The organism is Lentiprolixibacter aurantiacus (assembly GCF_026241225.1).
Taxonomy (GTDB): Bacteria; Bacteroidota; Bacteroidia; order Flavobacteriales; family Flavobacteriaceae; genus Lentiprolixibacter; species Lentiprolixibacter aurantiacus.
In genome coordinates this window covers 311,734-332,616 of the sequence record NZ_JAPFQP010000001.1, presented here as the reverse complement: position 1 = coordinate 332,616, position 20,883 = coordinate 311,734, and the positions used below count along the sequence as shown (strand labels likewise).

Sequence of the window (20,883 nt, the reverse complement as noted above, 5' to 3'; positions counted from 1 at the left end):
CTACACCCCTGTTATTATAGCACCTGACTAAAAATGTAAAATGGCTGGTTGATCTAATCCTGCTCTCGAGCGGGATTTGTTGTAAAATAGAGAATGAACAAGTTGAAGGGGAACCCCAAAAAATGAAGTTATGAGCAACGTATCGTATTACACTGCTGAAGGCTTGAAAAAATTAAGGGAGGAATTGAATCACCTCCGTGATGTTGAACGTCCGAAGGCTTCTCAGGCCATAGCCGAGGCCAGGGATAAGGGCGATCTTTCGGAAAACGCCGAGTACGACGCCGCTAAAGAGGCACAAGGCCTTCTGGAACTGAAAATATCCAAACTGGAAGAAACGCTCGCAAATGCCCGACTGATAGATGAGTCACAACTGGATGTTTCCAAGGTGCTGGTGTTATCTACGGTAAAGCTCAAAAATCAGCAGAACGGTATGCAAATGACCTATACCCTGGTTGCAGAGAGCGAGGCCGATCTCAAATCCGGAAAAATATCTGTAACCTCTCCTATAGGTAAGGGCCTTTTGGGTAAAGAAGTAGGGGACATTGCCGAAATTTCCGTGCCCAACGGAACACTTAAACTGGAAATACTCGAAATCACCAGGGAGTAAGCAGCAATGCCTGGAGAAATATGAATCCTTTGCGCCGTATTCGCAAAGGATTTTTTAATTTACATCAGCTGTTTGTTTAACCATTAATTCAGGAAATATGGCCAGTATTTTCACCAGGATAATTCAGGGCGAAATTCCTTCCTTTAAGATTGCGGAAGACGAAAACTTTTATGCTTTTCTGGATATTAATCCCAATGCCCCGGGGCATACCCTTTGTGTTCCCAAGAAAGAAGTAGACAAGATTTTGGACCTGGACCAGGATACCTATGCCGGCCTTATGGCATTTGCCCGAAAGGTTGGCCTGGCACTGGAAGCTGCAATTGCATGTGAAAGGGTAGGCATTTCTGTTATTGGCCTTGAAGTGCCACACGTACATATACATCTGATTCCCCTGCGTAGCATGGCAGATGCCACTTTCTCCAGCAAAGTAGCCCTTAGTCCGGCAGAATTTGAAGAGATTGCCCAAAAAATAAGGGCTAAACTTAGATGATACCGGAATAGAACAGATAGTACAGTACCCCGGCTAATATCAGAAGTAAAATGATGAGCAGGAAGGATAGCCTGCTGAGTTTTAGCCCCTTTTTCTCCGGGGTAACCATCTTCTGGTAATATTCAAAGGTGCGTTCAATGTCATCGGTCCATTTTACAGGATAAATCGTGGAATGGCAGGTGTTGCAAACCATCTGATGGGTTACCTCGGCTGTGATCTGGTAATACCACCGGGATACGCGATGTTTCTGGAAAAACGTGAGCTGCATATCCTGATTGAAACATTCCGGACAGTTATTGTTGATCTCAGCTTCTTTGATTACTACTTCTTTTACTTTCGTCATAGCTAAGCACAAATTTTAAGTGATATCTGCATTATTGTGCCCTCTTTGGTAGAGGAAAGGACCTTGACCTTTCCATTGTGGTATTCTTCAACTATTCTTTTTACCAGGGATAAACCCAGACCCCAGCCCCGCTTTTTGCTGGTATAGCCCGGATTGAATATATTCTGGAAATCACTTCGCGCAATTCCGTGACCCGTGTCCGAAATCAATACATTTACAAACTTCCCGGCCGGTACAATCTCCACAGCAATGCTCCCTTTCCCCTTCATAGCATCGATTCCGTTTTTTACGAGGTTTTCAATTGTCCAGTTGTACAAAGACGGGTTGAGCATAACCGGGAATTCCTCGGCCCTGGAATCAAATGAAAAATGTATGAGTTTTGAACTTCTGATCCTCAGATAATCATATGCATTTCGCGTTTCCGTAACCAAATTGCACCGCTGCAGGGCCGGAAGTGACCCAATTTTGGAAAATCGCTCCGTAATGGTTTGCAGACGGACAATATCTTTTTCTATTTCCCTGGATATTTCCGTGTTGATATCTTCATTTTTCAGTAATTCGTTCCATCCCAGTAGTGAGGTCAGGGGGGTTCCTATCTGGTGGGCCGTTTCCTTTGCCATACCGGCCCAGAGTTTATTTTGTTCAGAAGCTTTGTTGGTTTTGAACAAAAAGTAGAGCACGGCGCCAAAGAGGAAGATAATGAGCATCAGTGCGATGGGGTAGTATTTGAGCTTGTTCAGCACTTCGGAATTCCCGTAATAAAGCGTGGCCAGGTATTCACCTTTATCCTCCATGATGATAGGGTTATTTTCACTCTTGAACTGCTTCAGCTTTTTCATCAGATATGTCGTGTCTTTTAGCAGCTCCTCAGGAATATTATTGGTTTTGAAAGTACTGTCCTTATTGACCAGGATCATGGGAGTTGAAGTGTTGTTCTGGAAGATGGTCAGGGGCAGGTTGCCCGGATCTGCATCAGCTGGCAGGGAAAGGAATTCTGCCTGGGCTGTTGCCCAAATCTCCATCTTGTAACGCTCTTCTTCCTTGAATTTTTTGAAAAAGCTATTAGTATTCCAGAGGATTAAGCTAACGATCACAAAGGAAGCCAACAGGAGAATAAAGTTGGAAGTTTTCTTTCTGGGATTAAAATTCATCCATTGATCATATACAGCTTAAAGATAACTCAAAATACAGGAATATGTTGTGCTTTTTCCTTATGCAATCCCTTTTCGGGAGCCTTCAATTTATGTATTTTTGTAACCCATGAAGGAGCTTTTTTCTATCATTCCATCGGAACTCCCCACAGCCAAATTACATGGGTATCTGTTAGGTGCAGTGGGCCCCAGACCAATAGCATTTGCAAGTACAGTTGATAAGGAAGGTGCCCCCAATTTGTCGCCTTTTAGTTTTTTCAACGTATTCAGTGCCAATCCACCTATTTTGATATTTTCTCCAGCCCGCCGGGTGCGCAATAATACTACCAAGCATACCTTAGACAACGTTCTGGAGACCAGGGAAGTGGTAATTAATATCGTGAATTATGATATTGTACAGCAAATGTCCCTGTCCAGCACGGAATATGACAAGGGAGAGAATGAGTTTATCAAGTCCGGCCTTACCATGCTGAAGTCCGATCTGGTTGCCCCGTTCAGGGTAGCCGAATCTCCTGTGCAGTTCGAATGCAGGGTTACCAAAGTGGAAGCCCTTGGGAAGGAAGGTGGAGCTGGCAACCTGGTTTTTTCAGAAGTGCTCAAAATACATATTCACAAGGATATACTTGACGATAATGGCGCTATAGACCAGCATAAAATAGATCAGGTGGCACGCATGGGGGGAAACTGGTATTCAAGGGCCAATCTGGGGATGTTCGAAGTGCCCAAACCGCTGTCTAGCCTGGGGATCGGGGTAGACCGGATCCCAAATGAGATTCGTAACAGCAAAGTGCTTACCGGGAACGACCTGGGCAAACTGGGTAATGTGGAATGCTTGCCCACAGCAGAAGAAGTACGCACTTTTGTTGAAAAAAACCCTTCACTTAGCACGCTGATCAATGCAGCAGACCCCCTGTTGGTGCATCGCAGGGCAAAAGAATATTTAGAGAAGAATGATGCGGAATCCGCATGGAAAATATTAATGCTTAATTCGTAAAAGATGGAGATACAAGGAAGGATAAAATTTATTGATGAGACCAAAACCTACGGGAATAATGGATTCCGAAAAAGGGAACTGGTTATTACAACCGAAGAGCAATACCCTCAACACCTGCTAATTGAGTTTATACAGGATAAAACAGACTTGCTGGACAAATTTGCAACTGGTCAGCAGGTAAGGGTGAGCATTAACCTGAGAGGAAGGGAATGGGTCAATCCGCAGGGGGAAACCAAATACTTTAATTCTATTCAGGGATGGCGTATTGAAGCCCTGGAAGAGGCAATGCAGGAAGGCGGAGCGCCACCGACACCTCCATTGGACAGCTTTGAGCCCGTAGACGATCTTAAGGAGGAAGATTATGACGACTTGCCCTTCTGATGATCTGTTCTGTCCCTGGGATTTTGGCTTAGGCAGCGTTTCCCTATGATGAGATTTACGCGTTTTGTTGAAACGGTTTTCCGAAGGTTCCTGCCTTCACCCTTCACTATTGCCATAGTCCTTACTTTATTTACCTTGGTCCTGGCCCTGTTGTTTACGGAAAACAACACGGACAAGCCCCACCTTCAGGCTTTGCTCTCCTTCTGGGAAACCGGGATCTGGAACAACGGGTTGCTGGTTTTTGCCTATCAGATGATGCTGATCCTGGTGCTGGGCCATGTTTTGGTACTGAGCAGTCCTGTGGAGCGTCTGATATTACTGCTAACGCGAAATGTTACCAACTCGGCAAACGCAGCTGTCCTGGTAGTCCTTCCAACCATGCTCGTGTCCTTTTTTAACTGGGGCCTGGGTTTGATCTTTGGAGCCATACTTGCACGTAAGGTGGGCGAATATGCCCAGTTACACGGAATTAAGATCAATTACCCGCTGATAGGCGCTTCCGGTTATGCAGGCTTAATGGTGTGGCATGGGGGGATCAGCGGATCAGCTCCCATCAAGGTATCTGAAAAAGGCCACCTGAAAGATCTGATGTCTGGCTACTCGGGAGAACAGCTTTTGATGGATCTTCCGGATACAATCAGCACTTCACTTACGGTTTTCAGTTCCTGGAACCTGATTCTTTTCATGGCCGTATTGATCCTGATTTCCCTCATGGCCTATTTTATGGGCAAGCGCAGTTCGCCAACTACCTATCAGCTGAGTAAGTATAAATTTGATCATGAACCCGAAAGTATGGCCAACCTGTCCGAAAGACTGGACCATTCCAAAATATTTGCCACAGCTTTCGGCCTGCTGATTATAGTTGCTTTCCTGCTGCAATATACCCCAATGCTCAGGAGCCTCAACATAACACCCAATATGCTCAACTTTTTTATGCTTGGCCTTGCGTTAATCCTGCACGGCAGTTTCAGCCGGTTTTTAAATGCCGTTGAGGCGGCCATTGGTGACACGGCTGGGATTCTGATCCAGTTTCCCCTCTATTTTGGGATTATGGGGATAATGGGTTCCAGTGGTATGATCAATGGCATATCGGACTTCTTTGTCTCCATATCCAATGAGCTTACCTTTCCTATTTATACTTTTTTCAGTGCAGGACTGGTCAATATTTTTGTCCCCAGCGGAGGAGGCCAGTGGGCGGTTCAGGGGCCTATGATTCTGGAGACTGCGCTGCAACTAAATGTCCCCCTGCCCAAGGCCATCATGGCGCTGGCATATGGAGATCAGATAACCAATATGCTTCAGCCGTTCTGGGCACTTCCATTGCTGGCTATCACCAAGCTGAAAGCAAAGGAAATACTGCCGTATACGCTGCTGTTTATGCTGGCAGGCATAGCCGTTTACGTCTGTGGCCTCTTGATATTCTGATTTGATTATTGTAATTTCTGGAAAAGCTTAAGTAGTGGAAAAAGAAGATGCTCCTTTGTGTTTCCTGACGGAAAAACTTGAATTTCCTCCCGTTTCCCGTGCAAATTCAGAGGGACTACTTGCTGTAGGGGGCGACTTGTCTCCGGAGCGACTAATTCTGGCTTACAAAAACGGAATATTTCCCTGGTTCAATGAGGACTCCCTCATTTTATGGTGGTGCCCGGATCCCAGAATGGTTTTGTTTCCCTCCAGGGTCAGGATTTCAAAGAGCATGAGGAAGGTAATTAAGTCCAATATTTTTGAAATTCGGATCAATACAGCCTTTGAAGAAGTAATAGATTTCTGTGCAAGTATACCGAGGGCAGGGCAGGAAGGGACCTGGATTACCGATCAGATGAAAAATGCCTACCTGAAATTGTACCAGCTCGGGATGGCCAAATCCTATGAGGTATGGCAGGATGATAAACTTGTGGGGGGATTGTACGGGGTTGATCTGGGACATGTTTTTTGTGGTGAAAGCATGTTCAGCCTGGTAGACAATGCTTCCAAATTTGCCTTGATAAAGCTTGTTGAAGAACTGGAACAAAAAGGCTATGTGCTTATCGATTGCCAGCTGTATACACCTCACCTGGAGCTCATGGGGGCGGAAGAGATACCCAGGGAAGCCTTTCTAAAATACCTAAAGGGACAGGACTAAGGAAGTATTGAGGAACAACAGATCTGCTCCGGTATTAGTAAAGTCTTCACGCCGGTATTCCAGTCCGGCCTGTATTTTACTTTTTTGCGATACCAGCCATCCTATATTCAACCCAACCCGCTGATCGAATTCCGGTCTTTGGCCTGCTCCTACACTGATAAGACTTTCAAGGGCACCTATAATATAAGGTTCCCCAACATCCAGTTTTTCACCAACCAATGGTCTGTCGAGCGCAAGGCGATACCTGAATCGATGTATGGTCTGCTCCCTGAAAATTCGCTGTTCGGACCTGATTCTGTGGCCAAACCTCATTGTCCTTGGTCTGAAGGTGATGTTGTATTGCTGGGTAAGCCGCAATTCATTGCCGCTATCCGGTTCGAATACTTTACGGAATCGGTACTGAATCCCTAAACCCACACTTTGATTGTCCAGGAGCCTCCATTTGGAAAAATGAACCAGATCCAGTTGTCGTACGTCAAACTGCAAGTTAGAATCATTGTAGGTAAAGCTTCTCTTAGTTAGGGAAAAATTGTGCTCATAACCAGGAGCAACTTTGTAGTTTACAGCAATCCCAGGTTGCCAGTAGGAGACAAAATCATCCTGGCTCCATAAAGAAGAAATCACGAATAACAAACCCGAAAGGAAGAGGAATTTCTTAATAGAGAACATGATCGTAATTGGCCGGAAGGGATTTTCTCATGCTAATGAAGTTCCCCTCGGAATCGAAGAGTATTTCATAATCCTGGAAACTAGCATCCGTTGCGCCTCCAACTATCAATTCGTAATTGATTTTTGGGTCTATCATGTTCTGGAAAGCATTTTTCAGGGTGCTGGAAACTGTGCCAAAGGCAGCAAGGGTATATTGCTGTTGGATTTTCCGGATCCGGTATTTGGTAAAATAGCCTTTGAGATAGCCGTCTATGGCCTCATAGCTGGAATTGGGCATGTCTGCCTCCTTAATCAGGATTTCAACATCTTCCAGTTCTCCTGAGGCATCAAATTCGATACTGTAGAAGAGGCGTTCTTTTTTAAACTTAACCTCATAGCTGACCTTGCTGCTATCCACTTCCTTGTAGTACCGAATGCGTTTTGCGTTTTGCAATTCATCTTTCAGGAAAGCATGGGCATTTTCAGGAAATTGTGATTTTTTGATCCGGAATTCGCGTTCATATTTGTTCTGGGACCAGCCGGCAGTTGCTAATAATAACAGCAACAAGGAGAGGTAAAAGCTATACTTCTTCATATCGAAAGCATGAGATTTCATGATCATTAACCATTCCGGTTGCCTGCATATGGGCATAGACTACCGTACTGCCCACAAATTTAAAGCCACGTTTTTTAAGGTCTTTGCTAATCGCATCCGAAAGCGGGGTTGTCGCAGGGCCGTTCCGATAGTCCTTAAGCTTATTCCGGATAGGCTGTCCTCCTACAAAACCCCATATGTAGTCGCTGAAGCTTCCAAACTCGTCCTGAACCTTCATAAATGCCCTGGCATTGCTTATGGTGGCAAGAACCTTCAAGCGGTTCCTGATGATACCAGCATCCTTTAGCAAATCTTCAATTTTGGCTTCGTTGTATCGGGCAATTTTATGGTAGTCGAACTGATCAAAGGCCTTCCTGAAGTTCTCCCGTTTACGCAGAACCGTGATCCAGCTTAATCCGGCCTGGAAGGTCTCCAGGATCAGAAATTCGAAAAGCTTATGGTCATCCTTAACGGGAACGCCCCATTCTTCATCGTGGTACGCTTCATAGAGCGAATCTCCCAAACACCAGCCACATCTGTTCTTCATGGTAGTACAATTAATATTGAAGATACAGATTTTCCCCCTCTTTGACCAGGTCTAGGTCAATTGAATGATAAAGAGGTATATAGGCATTCCCAGGGTGATGTTGAAGGGAAACGTAATGGCCAGTGCCATAGGGATATAAAGGCTGGGGTTGGCCTTGGGTGCTGCCAGTCGCATCGCCGCGGGCACTGCAATATAAGAGGCACTTGCTGCGAGAATAGAAAAGAGAAAGCGGTTTCCAATACTGTCCGTTATGAGTCCACTGGCCACGGCAACCGCGCATCCATTGATAATAGGGGCTACTATAGAAAATATGGTGGCAAAACCCCCTTTTCGGAGAAATGTTGATAATTTTTTCCCACTTGTAATTCCCATATCTAAAAGGAAAACGGCAAGGAATCCCTTGAATATATCCGTGGTAAAGGGAGCAATGCCCCTGGCCTGAGCGTCACTGGTGAGAAAGCCAATAACCAGGCTTCCCAGTATCAGTAATACACTTCCATTGGTCAGGGCATGGTGGACAATCTTACCCATTTTAATGCCCTTCTTGTAGCTCTTTGCGAAAACAGACATCAGTAGTACTCCAATGATTATTGAAGGGGCTTCCATTAGTGCCATTACAGCTACCATATGGCCTCCGAACGTGATATGCTCGATCTCGAGGAAAGAGACAGCCGTTACGAAGGTTACCGCACTCACCGAGCCGTATGCAGCTGCAATAGCCCCTGCATTTTCAATACTGAATTTCTTTTTCAGGATGAAAAAAGTGTAGAGTGGGACCAAAAGGGCCAGGAAGATCCCGAATAGCAGGGACCACAGGATTTCCAGGTTAAGTTCGCTATGGGCAAGTTCCTGTCCGCCTTTAAAACCAATTGAAAATAGGAGGTAGAGGGATATGAACTTAGAAGAGTTTGCCGGGATTTCCAGGTCGCTTTTGAGTTGGACTGCAATTATGCCCAGGAAAAAGAATAACAGTGCCGGGTTGGTAAGATTGTCAAGAAGAAGGTGTAAATCCATATAAGGCGTTAGTGGTTGATTTCCTTGTCCACGGGCCGTGGTCTCATCTGAATGTTGATGCTGCTGTTTATTTCAAGGACCAGGTCTTTATTCCTGGCTTCAACAACCATTTTGGTGATTTCTGCTTTGGCGGTTCTCAGCGCTTTGATCCTTTCCTCGGAATTGGCAATGTCATCTTCAGATCCTTCCCTCAGGTTGAGGATCTGTATGCTGTGGAACTTGATCTTGTCGTTGATCAGCGTTAACAGGACATCGGCAGCTTCCGAAGGTGCGAAGGTGCCTTTTACCAGGGTAATATTCCCCGGGGCAGAGGAGTGCCGCCCCGGGGATTTTTTGCTCAACCTTGGACTTTTTTTACTGCCCCTGACCCAACGAGTAAGCCTGCTTTCCATCAAATTTGTATAGATTCTCGGTTTTGATCACGTCGATGTTCTGTGCGTTGGCATCTGATAGTAGTCGGACTATGGTATCCTTGTCAATTTTCCCATTGGTAGAGGAATACCTGCATCTCCAGTGATCCGTGCAAAAGGTTTCCTTGAATCCTTTGGGCCATACCTTGATGCCCCTGTTTGTTACCATCGAGAGTTTGGCGTGTTCGTTGTCTATTTTCTGCAGAATAGCACCAATTTTATTAGCATCTTCACCACTCCAGTGTACAAAAAGATCCACTCCAACCAGTTCTTTGTTTGCCTGGGGCTTTCTTTTGTATTTGGGCAAGTCCAGTGGTTTGGTCTGCCTGTACTCAGCTCTGGGCAGCGTAGCCGGTTCCTGTCCCAGGCGGGCTATAATGGCCTGTGCAAATTCTCTGGTACCTACTTTTTCTCTGCTTACGCCTTCCTTGTAGATATCATAAGTGTGTACCCCATCTTCTATGGTTTTCAACCAGGCGTTGTGGATTTTCTCAGCTACATTGTTTTGCCCCAGGTGATTCAGCATCATGATTGCACCGTGGAGCAAACCCGAGGGATTAGCCATATTCTGACCTGCCCTTCTTGGGGCAGAACCGTGGATAGCTTCAAACATAGCGCACTCCTCTCCAATGTTGGCAGAACCAGCTAACCCTACAGAACCGGTGATTTGAGCCGCTACGTCAGACATAATGTCCCCGTACAGGTTGGGCATAACAATTACATCAAATGCTTCCGGGGTATCGGCCATTTTTGCAGCTCCGATATCCACGATCCAGTGTTCGTTTTCGATATCGGTATATTCAGCAGCTACTTCGTCAAATACCTCGTGGAACAAACCATCGGTTTGCTTCATAATGTTGTCTTTGGTGAAGCAAGTCACCTTCTTTCTTCCGTACTGACGGGCAAACTCGAAAGCATACCTTATGATTTTTTCACAACCTGGCCTGCTGATAAGTTTAAGGCACTGTACTACTTCGTCTGTTTGCTGATGTTCTATCCCGGCATAAAGGTCTTCTTCGTTCTCCCTGATGATTACCACATCCATGTTGGGATGCTTGGTGTCTACATAGGGATGAAGACTTTTACAGGGCCTCACGTTTGCATACAGTCCCAGCGTTTTGCGCGTGGTAACATTAAGGCTTTTGTAGCCTCCTCCCTGAGGGGTGGTGATCGGGGCCTTCAGAAAGACTTTATTTCTTCGAATACTATCCCATGATTCAGGGGATATCCCAGCAGTATTCCCAGCAAGGTATACCTGCTCACCAATCTCAATTTCTTCGTATTGTAAGGCAGCACCTGCAGCCTTCAGGATGCTCAATGTAGCATCCATAATTTCCGGACCTATCCCGTCTCCTTTCGCTATGGTTATGGTATCCATTACTATGATTAATAATTATGAGTTGTTGTTTTTCAGCGACATAAAACCCAAAAAAAGCATTTATATATATTTAATATATTTATTCAAAACATTAATATAATTTATGCTTTAGATTAAATAAGATTCAATCTTATCAGCTGTTCCGTCTGGGGGTTGAAATCTTCCCTGTTGCTAGGACCTCTTTGGGCTAGTCCATCAAGGTGATTTCCAGTACGCCGTTGATCTTTAATCTTTTTCCCTGGTGACGTACCTGGGCTATGAAATCTCTGGCGATTTCTTTTTCTGTCTCCAGTTCGCCTATGCGACCATCGGGATATTCCGTGTCAGCACCATAGAAACCTTCACAGAGGGCAAGGCGCTGTAATTTGTGGAAATTGATCTTCTGCTCGATCAGCGACATGATTACGTCTGAGGCTTCAGATGGTGTGAATTCACCGTCTACCAGTTGAATGTTTTGTTTTGTTTTCATATTTGCTGTTACTGCGTGGTGACCCACGGATTAATTTTCTTTACTTATCCATTTGATGGTTCCAAGGGCAAGGACGATAAATCCTCCTGTCAGCAATTGATCCAGAAACAGGTAATTGTTGATGCACGAGACCACTATGGCCACGCCAATCAGGTTCAGAAAGAGCAAAAAAAGAAAGGCATCAATGAATACCTTTCGCTTTTCTTTTTTACTCTGGCTTCTAATTGGAATGGTTTTGAGCCTTATTACGCCCTGTTCCAACGGAAGGTTTTGCATAGAATTTTTTCCCATCTTTTTATTTCTGCCGCAAAGGTTATAAATTTATATGATAAATAATTATTTATATTTGTAATATAAAACATAAATAAAAGTTATGAATTATACATTGCATCAACTTCAGGTGTTTCTCAAAATCGCTCAACATCAGAGCATTACAAAGGCATCGGAGGAATTGCACCTTACCCAGCCGGCGGTGTCCATACAGCTTAAAAAATTCCAGGATCAGTTTTCAATTCCGCTTACTGAGGTGGTGGGCAGGCAATTATTCATTACAGAATTTGGCAAAGAGATAGCAGAAGCAGCGGAAAAAATAATTAACGAAGTGTATGCCATTAACTACAAGACGCTTTCCTATAAAGGGAAACTCACCGGGCGCCTTAATATTTCAGTGGTGTCTACCGGGAAGTATGTTATCCCCTACTTTCTGTCGGGTTTTATGGATCAGCACCGGGGAGTTGATCTGGTCATGGATGTTACCAATAAATCCCGGGTTGTAGAAAGCCTTGAAAACAACGAGGTAGATTTTGCCATGGTGTCGGTGCTTCCCAGGAAACTTAAGGTTAATACCGTGGAGCTAATGGAAAACAAGCTTTACTTTGTAGGATCCTCAAAGCTTAATTTAAAAGGCAAGGCCAGTAAGCGCCAGCTTTTTGAAGAATTGCCATTGATATTCAGAGAACCGGGGTCTGCCACTAGGAATGCAATGGAAGCCTTCCTTGCCAAAATCAGGCTGCCCTCTCAGAAGAAGATAGAATTAACCTCGAACGAGGCTGTGAAACAGGCCGTTATAGCTGGCCTGGGATGTTCAATTATGCCTTTGATAGGGATTAAGAATGAGTTGAAGAATAATGACCTTCAGATTATCCCGGTTACGGGCTTGCCCATCAGCACTACCTGGAACCTGATTTGGCTTAAGTCCAAAGCCCTCTCCCCTGCAGCCGAGGCATTCCTCGAATATCTGGAAAAGGAAAAGAAAGGAATTATAGCCGATGTTTTCAGTTGGATTGATGAATATTAACACTTTGCCGGAAAATCCTGATAAAATTACCAGTGCAGGGCAAAGCTTTTCAGTGCTTTTGGGATAAAAAAGAGGAAAGAAAGCACCGACCTGAGAACGAATGAGTTAACGGTATGGAATCTGCTTGCGGCCGGTGCTTGTAGAATTTTTATTTACGCAATTCGCCTGAATCGAGTGCGTCTTCTAAAGAAGCCTTTACAGTAGGAAAAGCCCTGAAGAATTTCATGCCATCCTGCCTGCTAAGCGTAATTAAGGTAGAGCCATCTTTATCATAGGAAATCGCTTCTACTATCACTTTTTTGCCAGCCAGTTGCTTCATGTTGGCAATGCCTCCTCTTTTGATGATAAAATTCTTCTTTGGAAAGTGAATATGTTTGAAATCAGGGCCCGAGGGCTGCTGTATAACCAGTACATCATTCACTTGGATCTCTTGCATGCCGGGATCAGGTTGCATAAAATTGAACCATCCCATCAGTACGATACTCAATAAAATAGCTTTCATAAGATTAGGTTTAAAACACTGTTGTTATAGATTTCACTTTTAATTTGCATTGGGACTCAGTCTGGCCCTGACCTTTGGATAAAAATTGAAAAAGGATTTGCCGTTTTCCTTGCGCATAACCAATTCCACGGATCCATCCATCAGCGGGTTTACTTCTTCAATGACCAAAGCCTTTCCGTAAATGTTTACTGCCCTGCCTATACCTCCCTGATTCAGAATACTGCGCAGCAGGGGTTCGGGAATTGTTAGCTGCTTATCCTTGTCCATCTCCAGTTTGGTTTGCGCAGGATCAAGTGAAGTTTCCATGCGGGGCGCCTCGAATTCATAAGCGTTAAGGGAATACACTTTTTCCTGGGCATGAGACATAACTGATGTTATTACAAATATCGCAAAATATGGCCGGATTAGGAACATTAATCAGTGACTTTACTAAAAACTACTATTGTTTATTGCGAATATAGCATTCAGAAAGATTCTGAAAAGTATTACTGGTGTTAAAAGTAAGTTAAACTATCAAAGTATGATAGTAATACTATTATATTTGTGTTCGATTAACGGAATGATTATGGAAAAGTTGCTAAAGTCTGTAAAGATTAACATCAACGATAAGATATATGTAAAGGACCCTGAGTCGTCAGACCTCGGAAGGCGAATCATTGAGCACAGTATTGTAATGATACACGACCTGGGGTTTGAGGCCTTTACCTTCAAAAAGCTCGGACTGCAGATCGGTTCCAATGAAAGCTCGGTATACCGTTATTTCGAGAACAAGCACAAATTGCTGCTCTACCTCACTTCCTGGTATTGGGGCTGGCTTGAGTACCAGCTTGTATTTGCAACTAATAGTATTCCCAAACCTGAGGATAAGCTGGCCAGTGCCATTCGCATACTGACACGTGCAACAGAAGTGGACGCTTCCTTTTCGCATATCAACGAGGTATTGCTGAATAAGATCGTGATAAACGAATACTCTAAATCGTATCTCACCAAAGAGGTAGACCAGGAGAACAAGGAGGGGTATTTTATCATTTACAAAAGGCTGGTGAACCGGATACGGGAAATGATACAGGACGTTAATTCCTCTTACCCTTATCCTGCGAGCCTTGCCAGTTCAATTCTGGAAGGCGGTCTGCATCAATATTTTCTTATGGACCATTTTTCGTCCATGACGGATTGCAATGAAAAAGTACCACCAGCCGAGTTTTTTGTGGACCTGGTGTTTAAAACCTTAAAAAAAGATTACAATGGCTAAGAATGTACTTTCCGCCTGGCAGCGTTTAATTGGAATGCTCAAACTGGATAAGCGGGATATTTTACAAACCTTTTACTACGCCATTTTTGCGGGATTGGTGAACCTCACCCTGCCACTCGGTATACAGGCGATTATAAACCTGATTCAGGGTGCCCAGGTAAGCACTTCCTGGATCGTACTGGTTATTCTGGTCACCCTTGGTGTTGCTTTTGGGGGGATGCTGCAGCTGATGCAGATCAGGATTATAGAAAATGTCCAGCAAAAGATCTTCACCAGGGCTTCGTTTGAGTTTTCCTATCGCTTTCCCAAGATCAGGATGAGTGCACTCCAGAATTTTTATCCACCGGAGTTGGCAAATCGATTCTTTGATACCCTGACGGTTCAAAAAGGCCTTGCCAAAATTCTAATAGATTTTCCTGCGGCTGTATTGCAGATATTGTTTGGGCTGATGCTGCTGTCCTTCTATCACCCCTTCTTTATCATCTATGGTATTCTGTTGCTTATTCTGATTTATCTGGTTTTCAAATTCACCGCTCAAAAAGGGCTTGAAACCAGTCTGGAAGAATCTAAAAACAAGTACAAAGTTGCCCACTGGATACAGGAAGTGGCCCGTTCCATTGTCAGTTTCAAGTTGTCCGGCCGGACCAGTCTTGCCATGGACAAAAATGATAACCTGGTTTCCGGCTACCTGATCGCAAGGGAAAGCCATTTTAAGATACTAGTAATTCAGTTCATACAAATGATTGGTTTCAAGGTATTGGTAACTATTGGATTGCTGCTGATTGGGGGAATACTCGTACTCAATCAGGAGATGAATATCGGACAGTTTGTTGCCGCTGAGATCATTATCCTATTGGTGATCAGCTCCGTTGAAAAACTTATACTTGGGCTGGAAACCTTTTATGACCTGCTTACTTCCCTGGAAAAACTGGGGCAGGTGGTAGACAAGGAACTGGAGCCCCAGGAGGGAGAAAAACCCTTTGCGGAGAATCAAGGTTTTGTGGTTGAGCTGGACAAGGTAAGCTACAAAGTACCGGAGCTGGAAAAAAATATAGTTCAGGACGTTTCCTTTTCTATAACACCGGATTGTACCATTCTCCTGCAGGGAAAAAGTGGCTCGGGTAAGTCTACGCTGTTAAGAATGATAGCAGGGATTATTGAACCGTCTAGTGGCTCTATCTATGTGAATAATGTGTCTCTGAAGAGCCTTCACCTGAATTATTACCGTTCGCATATAGGGAAATCCCTTGCTGAGGAATCCCCATTTGAAGGGACTATTCTGGAAAACATCACCTTTGGAGATAAGAATATTTCAGAGGAAGACGTATACTGGGCCCTTGAAAATGTGGGCTTAACGGAGTTTGTGAAAGAACAACCTTTTGGTCTGAAAACCACACTCTATCCGGAAGGCAGGCAAATCCCCTACGTTATTTCCAAGAAAATAGTACTGGCACGGAGCATTGTAAAGCGACCGAGGCTATTAATTCTCAAAGATCCGCTGGATCATTTTGACCGGGACGAAGCTAGAAAAATAATGGATTTCCTGACAGATCCTGCCAACCCCTGGGCCTTAATTGTGGTAAGCCAGAATATGGATTGGAAAAGCCGATGCGGCCGAATAATAACCATGACAAACGGAAGAGTAACAGAAGAAAGTTAAGCATCATGCTCAATATATCACCTAATAAATTAAATCAGAAGGTAGACCTGCACAGGTTTAACTCTGCCCGCAAGGTATTCCACAGGAAGCACTACAAGCATCTTAATCGTTTCTTGCTGGTGTTTGCGGGGATAATGATGATCGTGTTGTTTTTGCCCTGGACGCAGACCATTTCAGGAAAAGGATTTCTGACCACACTGAAACCGGATCAGCGACCGCAAACCATTCAATCTCCAATTCCCGGAAGAATTGAGCGCTGGTATGTTAGGGAGGGGGATTTTGTTAAAAAAGGAGACACCATTCTGCATATATCTGAAATTAAGAATGAGTACTTTGATCCTCAACTGGTAGAGCGTACTGGACAGCAAATCCAGGCCAAATCCCTATCGGTAAACTCGTATCAGGAGAAGGTAAAAGCTTTAAATAACCAGATTGAAGCACTTACTAAGGAGCAGGGATTAAAGCTTACCCAGGCAAGGAACAAACTAATGCAGGCCAGATTGAAAGTGCAGAGTGATAGTATTGACCTGGAGGCAGCTAAAACAAATATTACCATTGCTAACCGGCAGTATGACCGGGTGGTTCAATTGGAGGGTGAAGGTCTTAAGCCTGTAACCAGTGTGGAAGAAAAACGCCTGAAGTTGCAGGAGGCCCAGGCCAAACTGATCTCACAGCAGAACAAACTCCTGGCCAGCAAGAATGAAGTGATCAATGCAGAAATAGAAATCAACAGGGTAAGGGCGGAGTATACCGATAAGATTTCCAAGGCACAAAGCGAAAAGTTTACTGCCGAGAGCAATAGATTCGATACAGAAGCCCAGGTTACTAAATTGCAGAATGAGCAGAGCAATTATGAGATTCGCAATGAGATGTACTATATCAAGGCACCCCAAAATGGATTTATAAACAAGGCTATCCGCGCTGGGGTAGGTGAGACCTTTAAGGAAGGAGAGCAATTGGTTGGCATTATGCCGTCAGATTACGAAATGGCTGTAGAAACCTTTGTGGAGCCCATAGACCTGCCCCTGATCCACATAGGAGAGAAGGTTCGAATTCAGTTTGACGGCTGGCCCGTAATAATATTCAGCGGATGGCCCAACGTCTCTTACGGGACTTATGGGGGCGAGGTAGTGGCTATAGAAACCTTTATCAGCAACAACGGAAAGTACCGAATACTGGTAGCGCCGGATCCGGATGACCATGCCTGGCCGGAGGATCTGAGGGTAGGTTCTGGAGCCAATACCCTGGCTCTCCTGGAAGATGTGCCTATCTGGTTTGAATTATGGAGGCAGCTAAATGGCTTTCCGCCAAATTATTATCAACCGCTTGACGATAGCAAAACAGCAGATAAAAAATAAGATGAAACGCTTAGTTTTCATAGCACTGATTCTGTTGAGCCTATTTGAGGGAATGGCTCAGGACACTCTTGTGCTTAATTTCAAGGAGTACCTGGGTTATGTGAAAAAATACCACCCTATTGCGCGCCAGGCAGAATTACAGATTGGAGTGGGGCAGGCTAACCTTATGAAGGCAAGGGGTGGCTTTGACCCAAAGCTGGAGCTGGACTATGAGCGCAAACAGTTCAAGGGCACAGAATACTGGGATCGATTGAATGCCACCTTTAAGGTGCCAACCTGGTTTGGGATTGAATTGAAGGGAAATTTTGAGCAGAACGAAGGGGCCTTTATCAATCCTGATGAGACCGTACCAATAGATGGTCTCTACAGTGCTGGCGTATCTGTTCCGGTAGGACAGGGTTTATGGATAAATGACCGGATGGCCACCCTGAGGAAAGCCAAGTTCTTTAGGGAGCAGACTGTGGCCGACAGAGACCTGGCGGTCAACACTATTTTATTTGAGGCTTCTGCCGCCTATTTCGACTGGTTGCAGGCATATCGCGACCAGGAGGTATACAGGAACTTCCTGAAAAATGCCCGGATTCGATTTGAGGGTATAAGGAAAAGTGCCCTGGCAGGTGATCTTGCAGCCATTGATACGGTTGAAGCGAGGATTGCGATGGAGAATCGTGAGCTGAGTCTGGAACAGGCCAAGGTTAAATATTTCAATAAATCCCTTCAGCTTGCTAATTTCCTGTGGTTGGCTGATAATGTCCCTGTTGAACTTCAGGAGAATGTTATCCCGGACATTTCTATGGATGAGGTGATTGATACCACCCTGGAAATTGGCGGGACCCCCCTGGATAGTTTTACGCTGGAAAACCACCCGAAGCTGCGTTCCCTGGAATATAAGGTGGCCGGACTTGAGGTAGACAAAAGGCTTAAGGCCAATAAATTATTGCCCCGGATAGACCTGGAATACAACTTCCTTACTGAAACCCCGGAATTGATCAATTCTTTTGTTACAGATGAGTATAAGGGAGGGATCAACGTGAGCTTTCCACTTTTTCTGAGAAAGGAGCGTGGAGATCTTAAGCTTGCTAAATTTAAACTCAATGATGCCCGTTTCGAGTTTGACAATGCAGAGGTGGAGATCAGGAACAAGATCCGGGCGATATACAGGGAATTAGAGTCTTTTGATAACCAGAACCGCCTGATCTCATCCATAGTTACTGATTATCAGACGTTGTTATCTGCAGAAGAACGCAAGTTTAGTTTTGGGGAAAGCTCCCTGTTTCTCATTAATTCCCGCGAAAGCAAGCTTATAGAGGCAGAGCTCAAAAGGAACCAGGTCCAGAATAAATATTACTACGCCAAGGCTAAGCTGTTTCGCAGCCTGGCCATTAATCCCAAAAACCTTTAACAGGATTTATGCCCTATGAATAATTCGTGTTTGTAAACCGTTTATTCTTGCGATAATTGACGCGGGCTAAGAACATTAGGAAAATTACAGAAGCAGGGTGTAAGGTTTTTGTATAATACCCTACTGATAAGTTTGAAAGAGCATATCAAAAATGACTACAGATACAGAACTCAAAAAGGAAATAGCCTATAATATCAGAGCTGCCCTGCCAAAGGCCACCTCCTATGAGGACTATCGAAAACTGGTTTTGGCATTGGCAGAATCCGGAGACACTACAGGTGATAAAACAGTGTCCTATATAAATTATACCCTGCTGAACAACAGGAGGATGAAGCGATGGGATAAAACCCTCAAGATTACTGATGAGCAGATGAAGGGCATTAAAGCCTTTAGTGGCAAAGTGATCTGGCTTGTTCTTACTGAAAGTTGGTGTGGAGACGCAGCACACACCATCCCGGCAATGAATAAAATTGCGGAATTAAACCCGGGGATCGATTTAAAGATTCTCCAAAGGGATGAGCATCCCAAACTCATGGATCACTTCCTTACCAATGGAGCGCGTTCAATACCAAAGTTGATTATGCTGGATGCAAATTCGCTTGAGGTAAAAGGAGAATGGGGACCGAGGCCTGCTGTTGCGGGAAAAATGGTAGCGCACTACAAGAAGGAACACGGAAAACTGACCGCAGAGTTCAGGGAGGAACTTCAAAACTGGTACAATAAGGACAAGGGTCAGGAAACCTTTAATGAACTAATAACGTTACTTGCTTTGGAAAACGTAGGTAATAGTGCCAATTTGTAAGGCTTTCGCTGCAGGATCAAACCGGGCTTTTAGGGCATAAGATATGGCATTGTCCACCAGACAGCCATTGGTAGTATTTGAACTTTTGCTATTAAATAAGGCTTCTCTTACATATCCGTCGCCGTCCACCTTAATATTGATAACTACTGTTCCTCCTTCAATGCAGGTATATATTGGGGGAGGTACCTCATAATGCTGCCGATCTACCAGGGAATAGGTAACTGAGGGTCGCCTGTCCTTGAGGTTGTTGGTGAATTCCTTCTTTTTGGCTTCCAGTTCTTCAAGTTTTTGTTTGTTGAGTTCCCTTTGCTTCAACATTTCCTGAAGGTTGGCATTATAACCATCGGCTGAGCTCAGGAAATCCTTGGCGCCCTCGGTATCTTCCGCCATGGCTTTTTCCGCCATTATTTCTTCCAGGGTCTTAAAAGGTTCTGGCTCTTCAATAGTGGGTTTTGCAGCCTCATTAAGGGCCATGTGGCTTTTAATCGGGTCTGCGTTGAGCTCCTGTTGCTTTTGCTCTTCCTGTTCCAGCAATTCCTGCAGATCTTCATCGGCAAGGCTCAGTTCTATCACGTATTCGTCTTCCTCCCCGGCACCCAGGTGCACGTTAAAGAGCAGGAGCACCACGATAGACAGTGAGAATACGGTGATAAGCAAAGAAAGCTGGTTGCGATTTAAATTCATCAGGTTACGCAGCGTTATAGGTTTATTTGAGGTATTAAAGACCAGTTATTCAGGTCCTCGGTTCCTCAATATGCAAATTTTCCCTGAATTCAACAGGGGAAATCCCCTTATTTACGTTGAAATCCCCTATTTTGGTTCTCCTGAGTTCAGATAGATAAGCCCCGCTTTTGAGTGCCTTGCCAAAATCATGGGCCAGAGAACGGATATAGGTACCTTTCCCACAGACTACCCGAAACCTTATTTCAGGCATCTCGATCCTGGTAATTTCAAACTCATGGATGGTGACTTCCCGGGCTGTTACTTCTACTTCTTTCCCTTGTCTGGCATATTCATAAAGCCTCTTCCCTTTTTTCTTAACCGCTGAGAATACAGGAGGGGCCTGGAGGATGGTTCCAACAAAAGATTTAGCTGTTTCCAGCAAGAGTTGCTCATCAATATGGCTGGTTGGGAACTCTTCTGATATTTCCGTCTCAAGATCATAGGACGGGGTTCTGGCACCAAGTGTAATGGTACCTGTATATTCTTTGTTCAGACCCTGTAGTTCTGCTATTTTTTTGGTGTATTTTCCAGTGCAGATCAGCAATAAACCCGTGGCAAGGGGGTCAAGGGTGCCGGCATGCCCCACTTTGATCTTTTTGATCTTGAATCGTTTGCTAATTGCCCAGCGAACGGCATTTACAGCCTGGAATGAACTCCATTCCAGTGGTTTGTCGATCAGGAGTACCTGCCCTTCTAAAAATTCATCCTTGGTTTTCAATTCTTTATTATATGTTCAGT

The 20,883-nt window shown here is 44.5% G+C and carries 26 protein-coding genes; 12 read left to right on the top strand and 14 right to left on the bottom strand.

The features are described 5' to 3' along the window. The first annotated feature begins 130 nt into the window (after window positions 1-130). Both greA and OO016_RS01465 read left to right on the top strand, forming a co-directional pair. Window positions 131-607: a transcription elongation factor GreA gene (gene greA / locus OO016_RS01470; protein ID WP_266010252.1), complete on the top strand. Its 477-nt coding sequence runs from the start codon at window positions 131-133 to the stop codon at window positions 605-607. A gap of 97 nt (window positions 608-704) precedes the next feature. Further along, window positions 705-1,097 carry an HIT family protein gene (locus OO016_RS01465; protein ID WP_266010251.1) on the top strand — a complete coding sequence of 131 codons (393 nt, stop codon included), beginning with the start codon at window positions 705-707 and terminating at the stop codon, window positions 1,095-1,097. Here OO016_RS01465 and OO016_RS01460 read toward each other — a convergent pair. Beyond that, window positions 1,090-1,440 carry a hypothetical protein gene (locus tag OO016_RS01460; protein WP_266010250.1) on the bottom strand — a complete coding sequence of 117 codons (351 nt, stop codon included), beginning with the start codon at window positions 1,438-1,440 and terminating at the stop codon, window positions 1,090-1,092. The two genes, OO016_RS01465 and OO016_RS01460, sit on opposite strands and share 8 nt — an antisense overlap. A gap of 2 nt (window positions 1,441-1,442) precedes the next feature. Next, a complete protein-coding gene (locus OO016_RS01455; protein WP_266010249.1) occupies window positions 1,443-2,591 on the bottom strand; it encodes a sensor histidine kinase in 1,149 nt (382 codons plus the stop codon). 109 nt (window positions 2,592-2,700) lie between these two features. Between OO016_RS01455 and OO016_RS01450 the strand changes: the two genes are divergently transcribed. The 4 genes from OO016_RS01450 to aat are packed head-to-tail and all read left to right on the top strand — an operon-like array spanning window position 2,701 to window position 6,088. After that, window positions 2,701-3,585 carry a flavin reductase family protein gene (locus OO016_RS01450; RefSeq protein ID WP_266010248.1) on the top strand — a complete coding sequence of 295 codons (885 nt, stop codon included), beginning with the start codon at window positions 2,701-2,703 and terminating at the stop codon, window positions 3,583-3,585. 3 nt (window positions 3,586-3,588) lie between these two features. Beyond that, complete coding sequence (locus OO016_RS01445; protein WP_266010247.1) at window positions 3,589-3,966, top strand: DUF3127 domain-containing protein; 378 nt, start codon at window positions 3,589-3,591, stop codon at window positions 3,964-3,966. A gap of 45 nt (window positions 3,967-4,011) precedes the next feature. Beyond that, window positions 4,012-5,391, top strand: coding sequence for a short-chain fatty acid transporter (locus OO016_RS01440; protein WP_266010246.1), 1,380 nt, complete (start codon window positions 4,012-4,014; stop codon window positions 5,389-5,391). A gap of 34 nt (window positions 5,392-5,425) precedes the next feature. Then, window positions 5,426-6,088 carry a leucyl/phenylalanyl-tRNA--protein transferase gene (aat, locus tag OO016_RS01435; RefSeq protein ID WP_266010245.1) on the top strand — a complete coding sequence of 221 codons (663 nt, stop codon included), beginning with the start codon at window positions 5,426-5,428 and terminating at the stop codon, window positions 6,086-6,088. Here aat and OO016_RS01430 read toward each other — a convergent pair. The 8 genes from OO016_RS01430 to OO016_RS01395 all read right to left on the bottom strand — a co-directional run bounded on the left by OO016_RS01430 (window position 6,071) and on the right by OO016_RS01395 (window position 11,440). Then, the gene (locus OO016_RS01430) at window positions 6,071-6,757 is read right to left on the bottom strand and encodes a DUF2490 domain-containing protein (RefSeq protein ID WP_266010244.1); all 687 of its coding nucleotides are present in this window, start codon (window positions 6,755-6,757) and stop codon (window positions 6,071-6,073) included. The genes aat and OO016_RS01430 overlap by 18 nt on opposite strands. Next, the gene (locus tag OO016_RS01425; protein ID WP_266010243.1) at window positions 6,744-7,331 is read right to left on the bottom strand and encodes a hypothetical protein; all 588 of its coding nucleotides are present in this window, start codon (window positions 7,329-7,331) and stop codon (window positions 6,744-6,746) included. Before OO016_RS01425 ends, OO016_RS01430 begins: the two co-directional genes overlap by 14 nt. Next, window positions 7,318-7,878 carry a DNA-3-methyladenine glycosylase I gene (locus OO016_RS01420; protein WP_266010242.1) on the bottom strand — a complete coding sequence of 187 codons (561 nt, stop codon included), beginning with the start codon at window positions 7,876-7,878 and terminating at the stop codon, window positions 7,318-7,320. The genes OO016_RS01425 and OO016_RS01420 overlap by 14 nt, the downstream gene beginning before the upstream one ends. A 51-nt stretch (window positions 7,879-7,929) precedes the next feature. After that, window positions 7,930-8,892, bottom strand: coding sequence for a sodium-dependent bicarbonate transport family permease (locus tag OO016_RS01415; protein WP_266010241.1), 963 nt, complete (start codon window positions 8,890-8,892; stop codon window positions 7,930-7,932). An 8-nt stretch (window positions 8,893-8,900) separates the two neighbouring features. Next, window positions 8,901-9,233 (bottom strand): hypothetical protein, encoded by a 333-nt coding sequence (locus OO016_RS01410; protein WP_266010240.1) that lies wholly within the window; start codon window positions 9,231-9,233, stop codon window positions 8,901-8,903. Between the two features lie 13 nt (window positions 9,234-9,246). Further along, window positions 9,247-10,680: an NADP-dependent isocitrate dehydrogenase gene (locus OO016_RS01405; RefSeq protein ID WP_266010239.1), complete on the bottom strand. Its 1,434-nt coding sequence runs from the start codon at window positions 10,678-10,680 to the stop codon at window positions 9,247-9,249. 187 nt (window positions 10,681-10,867) lie between these two features. Beyond that, window positions 10,868-11,149, bottom strand: a complete 282-nt coding sequence (locus tag OO016_RS01400) for a hypothetical protein (RefSeq protein WP_266010238.1) — start codon at window positions 11,147-11,149, stop codon at window positions 10,868-10,870. A 30-nt stretch (window positions 11,150-11,179) separates the two neighbouring features. Next, window positions 11,180-11,440: a hypothetical protein gene (locus OO016_RS01395; protein ID WP_266010237.1), complete on the bottom strand. Its 261-nt coding sequence runs from the start codon at window positions 11,438-11,440 to the stop codon at window positions 11,180-11,182. A gap of 82 nt (window positions 11,441-11,522) precedes the next feature. Between OO016_RS01395 and OO016_RS01390 the strand changes: the two genes are divergently transcribed. Continuing rightward, window positions 11,523-12,446: a LysR family transcriptional regulator gene (locus OO016_RS01390; RefSeq protein ID WP_266010236.1), complete on the top strand. Its 924-nt coding sequence runs from the start codon at window positions 11,523-11,525 to the stop codon at window positions 12,444-12,446. A gap of 148 nt (window positions 12,447-12,594) precedes the next feature. Here the strand turns inward: OO016_RS01390 and OO016_RS01385 are convergent, their stop codons facing one another. Continuing rightward, window positions 12,595-12,948: a hypothetical protein gene (locus tag OO016_RS01385; RefSeq protein WP_266010235.1), complete on the bottom strand. Its 354-nt coding sequence runs from the start codon at window positions 12,946-12,948 to the stop codon at window positions 12,595-12,597. Window positions 12,949-12,987: 39 nt separating this feature from the next. Then, on the bottom strand, window positions 12,988-13,314 hold the full coding sequence (locus tag OO016_RS01380; protein WP_266010234.1) for a hypothetical protein: 327 nt from the start codon (window positions 13,312-13,314) through the stop codon (window positions 12,988-12,990). Between the two features lie 199 nt (window positions 13,315-13,513). Between OO016_RS01380 and OO016_RS01375 the strand changes: the two genes are divergently transcribed. The 5 genes from OO016_RS01375 (at window position 13,514) to OO016_RS01355 (ending at window position 19,422) form a co-directional block, all read left to right on the top strand. Further along, the gene (locus OO016_RS01375) at window positions 13,514-14,200 is read left to right on the top strand and encodes a TetR/AcrR family transcriptional regulator (RefSeq protein ID WP_266010233.1); all 687 of its coding nucleotides are present in this window, start codon (window positions 13,514-13,516) and stop codon (window positions 14,198-14,200) included. Then, complete coding sequence (locus OO016_RS01370; RefSeq protein ID WP_266010232.1) at window positions 14,193-15,860, top strand: peptidase domain-containing ABC transporter; 1,668 nt, start codon at window positions 14,193-14,195, stop codon at window positions 15,858-15,860. Before OO016_RS01375 ends, OO016_RS01370 begins: the two co-directional genes overlap by 8 nt. 5 nt (window positions 15,861-15,865) lie before the next feature. After that, window positions 15,866-17,218: an HlyD family secretion protein gene (locus OO016_RS01365; RefSeq protein WP_266010231.1), complete on the top strand. Its 1,353-nt coding sequence runs from the start codon at window positions 15,866-15,868 to the stop codon at window positions 17,216-17,218. Window position 17,219: 1 nt separating this feature from the next. Further along, window positions 17,220-18,620 (top strand): TolC family protein, encoded by a 1,401-nt coding sequence (locus tag OO016_RS01360; RefSeq protein WP_266010230.1) that lies wholly within the window; start codon window positions 17,220-17,222, stop codon window positions 18,618-18,620. Window positions 18,621-18,771: 151 nt separating this feature from the next. After that, window positions 18,772-19,422, top strand: coding sequence for a thioredoxin family protein (locus OO016_RS01355; protein WP_266010229.1), 651 nt, complete (start codon window positions 18,772-18,774; stop codon window positions 19,420-19,422). Here OO016_RS01355 and OO016_RS01350 read toward each other — a convergent pair. Together OO016_RS01350 and truB are read right to left on the bottom strand one after the other, a co-directional pair. Next, window positions 19,381-20,106 carry a hypothetical protein gene (locus OO016_RS01350; protein ID WP_266010228.1) on the bottom strand — a complete coding sequence of 242 codons (726 nt, stop codon included), beginning with the start codon at window positions 20,104-20,106 and terminating at the stop codon, window positions 19,381-19,383. The two genes, OO016_RS01355 and OO016_RS01350, sit on opposite strands and share 42 nt — an antisense overlap. Window positions 20,107-20,155: 49 nt before the next feature. Then, on the bottom strand, window positions 20,156-20,863 hold the full coding sequence (gene truB, locus OO016_RS01345; RefSeq protein WP_266010227.1) for a tRNA pseudouridine(55) synthase TruB: 708 nt from the start codon (window positions 20,861-20,863) through the stop codon (window positions 20,156-20,158). Window positions 20,864-20,883: the final 20 nt, after the last annotated feature.

What these genes read in the sequence shown, in the direction of transcription:
- greA (WP_266010252.1), top strand. Translation starts at nt 131, where the DNA reads ATGAGCAACGTATCGTATTACACTGCTGAAGGCTTGAAAAAATTAAGG.
- OO016_RS01465 (WP_266010251.1), top strand. Translation starts at nt 705, where the DNA reads ATGGCCAGTATTTTCACCAGGATAATTCAGGGCGAAATTCCTTCCTTT.
- OO016_RS01460 (WP_266010250.1), bottom strand. Translation starts at nt 1,440, where the DNA reads ATGACGAAAGTAAAAGAAGTAGTAATCAAAGAAGCTGAGATCAACAAT.
- OO016_RS01455 (WP_266010249.1), bottom strand. Translation starts at nt 2,591, where the DNA reads ATGAATTTTAATCCCAGAAAGAAAACTTCCAACTTTATTCTCCTGTTG.
- OO016_RS01450 (WP_266010248.1), top strand. Translation starts at nt 2,701, where the DNA reads ATGAAGGAGCTTTTTTCTATCATTCCATCGGAACTCCCCACAGCCAAA.
- OO016_RS01445 (WP_266010247.1), top strand. Translation starts at nt 3,589, where the DNA reads ATGGAGATACAAGGAAGGATAAAATTTATTGATGAGACCAAAACCTAC.
- OO016_RS01440 (WP_266010246.1), top strand. Translation starts at nt 4,012, where the DNA reads ATGATGAGATTTACGCGTTTTGTTGAAACGGTTTTCCGAAGGTTCCTG.
- OO016_RS01430 (WP_266010244.1), bottom strand. Translation starts at nt 6,757, where the DNA reads ATGTTCTCTATTAAGAAATTCCTCTTCCTTTCGGGTTTGTTATTCGTG.
- OO016_RS01425 (WP_266010243.1), bottom strand. Translation starts at nt 7,331, where the DNA reads ATGAAGAAGTATAGCTTTTACCTCTCCTTGTTGCTGTTATTATTAGCA.
- OO016_RS01420 (WP_266010242.1), bottom strand. Translation starts at nt 7,878, where the DNA reads ATGAAGAACAGATGTGGCTGGTGTTTGGGAGATTCGCTCTATGAAGCG.
- OO016_RS01415 (WP_266010241.1), bottom strand. Translation starts at nt 8,892, where the DNA reads ATGGATTTACACCTTCTTCTTGACAATCTTACCAACCCGGCACTGTTA.
- OO016_RS01405 (WP_266010239.1), bottom strand. Translation starts at nt 10,680, where the DNA reads ATGGATACCATAACCATAGCGAAAGGAGACGGGATAGGTCCGGAAATT.
- OO016_RS01400 (WP_266010238.1), bottom strand. Translation starts at nt 11,149, where the DNA reads ATGAAAACAAAACAAAACATTCAACTGGTAGACGGTGAATTCACACCA.
- OO016_RS01395 (WP_266010237.1), bottom strand. Translation starts at nt 11,440, where the DNA reads ATGGGAAAAAATTCTATGCAAAACCTTCCGTTGGAACAGGGCGTAATA.
- OO016_RS01390 (WP_266010236.1), top strand. Translation starts at nt 11,523, where the DNA reads ATGAATTATACATTGCATCAACTTCAGGTGTTTCTCAAAATCGCTCAA.
- OO016_RS01385 (WP_266010235.1), bottom strand. Translation starts at nt 12,948, where the DNA reads ATGAAAGCTATTTTATTGAGTATCGTACTGATGGGATGGTTCAATTTT.
- OO016_RS01380 (WP_266010234.1), bottom strand. Translation starts at nt 13,314, where the DNA reads ATGTCTCATGCCCAGGAAAAAGTGTATTCCCTTAACGCTTATGAATTC.
- OO016_RS01375 (WP_266010233.1), top strand. Translation starts at nt 13,514, where the DNA reads ATGGAAAAGTTGCTAAAGTCTGTAAAGATTAACATCAACGATAAGATA.
- OO016_RS01370 (WP_266010232.1), top strand. Translation starts at nt 14,193, where the DNA reads ATGGCTAAGAATGTACTTTCCGCCTGGCAGCGTTTAATTGGAATGCTC.
- OO016_RS01365 (WP_266010231.1), top strand. Translation starts at nt 15,866, where the DNA reads ATGCTCAATATATCACCTAATAAATTAAATCAGAAGGTAGACCTGCAC.
- OO016_RS01360 (WP_266010230.1), top strand. Translation starts at nt 17,220, where the DNA reads ATGAAACGCTTAGTTTTCATAGCACTGATTCTGTTGAGCCTATTTGAG.
- OO016_RS01355 (WP_266010229.1), top strand. Translation starts at nt 18,772, where the DNA reads ATGACTACAGATACAGAACTCAAAAAGGAAATAGCCTATAATATCAGA.
- OO016_RS01350 (WP_266010228.1), bottom strand. Translation starts at nt 20,106, where the DNA reads ATGAATTTAAATCGCAACCAGCTTTCTTTGCTTATCACCGTATTCTCA.